We start from the raw sequence: 4441 nt of genomic DNA, 5'->3' as shown, positions 1-4441 counted from the left end.
GCCAAGGATGGCCCTTCTGGCAACCCCCGTCGAAAGCGAGGAGCGCAGGAAGCAAGCGGCAACCGGGTCGCCTTTTCTTTGGTTACTTTCTTTTGGCGACGCAAAAGAAAGTAACTCGCCCTCGGGTGCGAGAACCCGATTCAAATAACGTCGCGGTAGCGACACTTTAATAATAAAAATATTAATGCAGTCTAAATCCGAACAACTACGTAACATCAGTTAATATTTCATCTATCTGTTTAGGCTTGAAAAAACCGAATTTCCCATTTTCGGCGTTAATCTTATACTTAATTTTTGCAGGCCCAAAACTATTCATGGAATGTGGAAATATTAGGCTACGAATGATTTTTTCTAACTTCACCACCAAAATACCAAAAACCGTATAATTGTTCATAAATTGATTTTAAAGTTCATCGTTAACTCTAATTTCTATAGTTATGGAAACCGTCAAAATCTTGCTTTGCCTGATTTTAATAATTATTGTTCACGGCACTATCGGCTGGTTTACCAACCAGCCACAGGATGCCGGCGCCGATGTACCGGCAGGCAAACTGATGAGCTTATCTTTTGCATCGTCTAGAGAAGGCTTTAAAACTCCGTTACCTGAGCACATTGACGAGGATTTAGGGTTGCTGGCGGATAAAACTCATACCGTTCGCACTTATTCCATTCTTGGTAGCGAACCTACCGCTGATATTGCGCGTAAATATAAAGTCAACATGATTCAGGGCGGTTGGCTGGGTCCTGACCATAGCAACAATAAAAAAGAAATCGAGGCATTGATCAAATCGGTTAATGCCCACCCTGATGTAGTCAAACGGATCATCGTTGGTAACGAGGTACTGCTTCGCCGGGATATGGATGTTAACAGCCTGATCGGTTATATCCGGCAAGTCAAACAAGCCGTTAAACAACCGGTGTCATACGCCGATGTTTGGTCGATCTACATGAAATACCCCCAACTCATCAATGAAGTGGATTTTATTACCATCCACATACTGCCTTATTGGGAAGACGAACCGGTTCCGATTGAACACGCGACTGAACATATTGAGAAAATCGTTCAACAAATCAAAGAAAACGCACTCAGTATGGGGCAAAACAAGCCCATCCTGATCGGTGAATCCGGCTGGCCCAGTATCGGCCGGCAGCGCGGCCGATCTGTCCCGAGCGTCGTTAATGAAGCCAAATTTATTCGAAGCCTGCTCCAGGCAGCCAACCGCCACCATTTCGACTACAACATCATCGAAGCTTTTAACCAGCCTTGGAAAAGTAATTATGAAGGTGTGGCCGGTGCTAATTGGGGATTACTATCAGCCGATCATAAACCGGTTTTTCCTTTAACCGGTCCGGTCTGCGAGAATCCTGCCTGGCCGTTGCATTTTGCCTCAGCGACAAGCTTGTGGTTACTGATTGCGGCTGTTTATTATAAAAAACTGCAATCTGTTTCCCTACCGCGTTTGCTGGTGTTTTTGGCCTTGACGCAAGTGCTTAGCGTTTGCCTGATAACGCTGGCGGATTTTCTCTGGTACACCAGTTACAGCCATTGGCAACGCGCGTACACCTTGTCCATGGTTGCCGCTAATGCAGCATTGGGTGGGTTGCTGACCCAGCGCTTCTATGATGTTTTGGCCGACAACCCGGATGGGCAAAAATTAGCGGCCCGATTGAGAAGTGGCTACCTGATTTTCATACTGCTGGCGCTTTATAAAACCTATAGCTTAGCCTTTAACGGGCGCTATCTAAGCTTTGCAGTCGAGCAATTCGCTATTCCTGCGATTGGTGTGTGCGGTTTGATAGTTTGTCTGTGGATACGTCAGCGCCGCTTAGGCTACCAATCTCTACAATTTGATAGTCTAAGCGGCGGAAATTTATCAACCCGCCGCGATCGCATTCTTGTCTACTTGACCAGTATTAGCGTTATCGCATTAGTCTTAGGCGAAACCAAAGCATTTATGGACGGGCATGATTTCATTCTGGCGCATCCGGGTTTTTACGAAGGCCTACCGTTCGCGTTAGACTTAACACTTCAAAATCAGCAGTTGTTAACTTGGTTGCTTTGTTTATCTATCTTGTCCATTCCGTTCTGGACAAATGACGCTGATAAAGCTCAGCCTTAAAAACATTCGTTAATAAGCGTTACAACAAGGCGACGCTTTGACTCGGAATGCACCGGCATGATGAATTCGATATAATTAACAAACAATTAGATTCAAAGTACAGTTCAGCTCAAATTTAACGCCACCATGACAGATGCCCGAATATCAAAACTTAAAAAGCTGTTTGAACTCAGTTTGACGTTATCGGGCGATCCAATGGAAATTTTCCAGCATGCGGCCAGACTGATAGGCGAGTTGCTGGAAGTCAAGATTGTTTGCCTGTCCGAAATACAAGGAGAGCAGCTTAATTTCCTGGCCGTATATAAGGATGGAGATATCTATATCAATGCAGGTTCCTGTTTTCTTGCACTTACTCCTTGCGCAACGGTTGAGGAAACGAAAGATATTAGAGTCTACGATCGCGTACAGGAACGTTTTCCGAACGCAACTTTCCTTCAAGACCACAACGCCGTTGCTTACTGTGGGTTTCCTTCTCTGGATAATTGCGGAAAAGTGGTAGCTGTTACTTGCTTGTTAGACGATAAACCGCATGATTTCTCTAATGAAGATCAAGAGCTTCTGCTTATCATCGGCCAGCGTATCGGCATGGAGATCGAGCGAAGACATAATCTTGAAGAAAAAGAGCGGGTCAGTGAAATTCTTCGATTAAACGAGGACAGGCTGTATCAAGCAACCCGTGTCTCCGGAACAGGTGTTTTCGAGCAAAATTATTGCAATGACTCAATCTATTGCTCCCCTGAACTGCGGACCCATTTTGGATGGGACGCCAATGAACTCGTGACGACTCAGGCATTTGCCGCCAGTATTCATTCGGGAGACCGAGAACGGGTTATCGAAGCTATCCAACATGCTCAAAATCCATCCGGAAATGGTCTCCTCGACATCGACTATCGGATTTCCCGTCAGGATGGAGAAGTTCGGTGGCTGGCAACACGGTCGCAAACATTTTTTGAATCCGATGGAGATGTCTATCGAGCTGTCCGTACCGTAGGCGCTGTACGCGATACTACAGATAAAAAGCTTGCAGAACAGGAACAGCGTATTTTCGCTACTGCATTTCAAACGCAGGAAGGTATTATCGTTACGGATGCAAACCAAATTATTGTCCGAGTCAATCAAGCCTTTACGAACATAACCGGCTACTCGCCGGAAGAAGCGATCGGTAAAAAGCCCTCCATACTTAAATCCGGCCATCACGACAGTTCTTTCTATCGGACAATGCATGAGACATTACACCGTGAAGGATACTGGCAAGGTGAAATTCTGGATCGACATAGAGATGGGCATATCTATCCAAAATGGCTAACAATCACTGCCGTTAAGGACAGTGACGATAAAACCACTCATTACGTGGCTAATTTTTCCGATATTACCGAACGTAAACGCGCCGAGGAACATATTTACTATTTGGCAAATTTCGATCCGCTCACCGGGCTGCCGAACCGCGCTCAACTGAATGATCATCTGAAATATGCTCTCAGCTTGGCAAAGCGCAGTAACGGACATTTGGCATTGATGTTCCTCGATCTCGACCATTTCAAAGACATCAATGATTCGCTCGGCCATAGTGTCGGTGACATTTTGTTGATCGAATTGGCCAATCGTTTGCGTATGGCGTTGCGTGAAGAAGATACGGTGACACGTTTGGGCGGGGACGAATTCATTTTGTTATTACCCGGTATTGATGCAACCGGCGCCGCGCATGTTGCGCAAAAGTTACTGGATGCTATTGCCGAGTCTTATCGGATTGAGCACTACGATCTGACTCTGACAGCATCGATCGGCATTGCGCTCTATCCCGAAGATGGGAGGGATCTGGAAACACTCTCCAAGAGCGCCGATACCGCGATGTACCTTGCCAAACAGGAAGGACGCCAGTGCTATCGTTTTTTTACTCCGGGAATGCAAGCACGCTCGGCACGCAATCTGCGATTGGTCAATGCGTTGCGTCACGCGCTGGAACAGGAGCAATTACAAGTGTATTACCAGCCGCAAGTGTCGATGCGAGACGGGATCATTATCGGGGCGGAGGCTTTATTGCGCTGGCAGCATCCTGAACTGGGCATGGTGTCACCGGCAGAGTTTATTCCTGTCGCCGAAGGCAGCGGGCTGATCCTGCCGATTGGCGAATGGGTATTGCGATGCGCCATGCGGCAGGCAAAAGCCTGGATGGATGAGGGTTTAGGCCCGCTGATTATGGCGGTGAACCTGTCCGCGGTGCAGTTTCGTCATCCCGATTTGCCCGAGCTGGTCACACGCATACTCGATGAAGAAGGTTTGCCTCCGGAATATCTGGAACTGGAGTTGACCGAAGGCGTAGC

2 protein-coding genes are annotated in these 4441 nt (G+C 46.9%); both read left to right on the top strand.

Annotation, left to right across the window (positions count from 1 at the left end; genetic code table 11):
• Window positions 1-437 precede the first annotated feature (437 nt).
• A complete protein-coding gene (locus tag EPO18_RS03375) occupies window positions 438-2120 on the top strand; it encodes a glycoside hydrolase family 17 protein (RefSeq protein ID WP_292430510.1) in 1683 nt (560 codons plus the stop codon).
• 195 nt (window positions 2121-2315) lie between these two features.
• The coding region (locus EPO18_RS03370; protein WP_292430507.1) for a sensor domain-containing phosphodiesterase at window positions 2316-4441 on the top strand (2126 nt) is incomplete at its 3' end.

The organism is Methylobacter sp. (genome assembly GCF_004322395.1).
Classification (GTDB): domain Bacteria; phylum Pseudomonadota; class Gammaproteobacteria; order Methylococcales; family Methylomonadaceae; genus Methylobacter_A.
The sequence above is the reverse complement of the archived record's forward strand: the minus strand, read 5'-3'. Positions and strand labels throughout refer to the sequence as shown.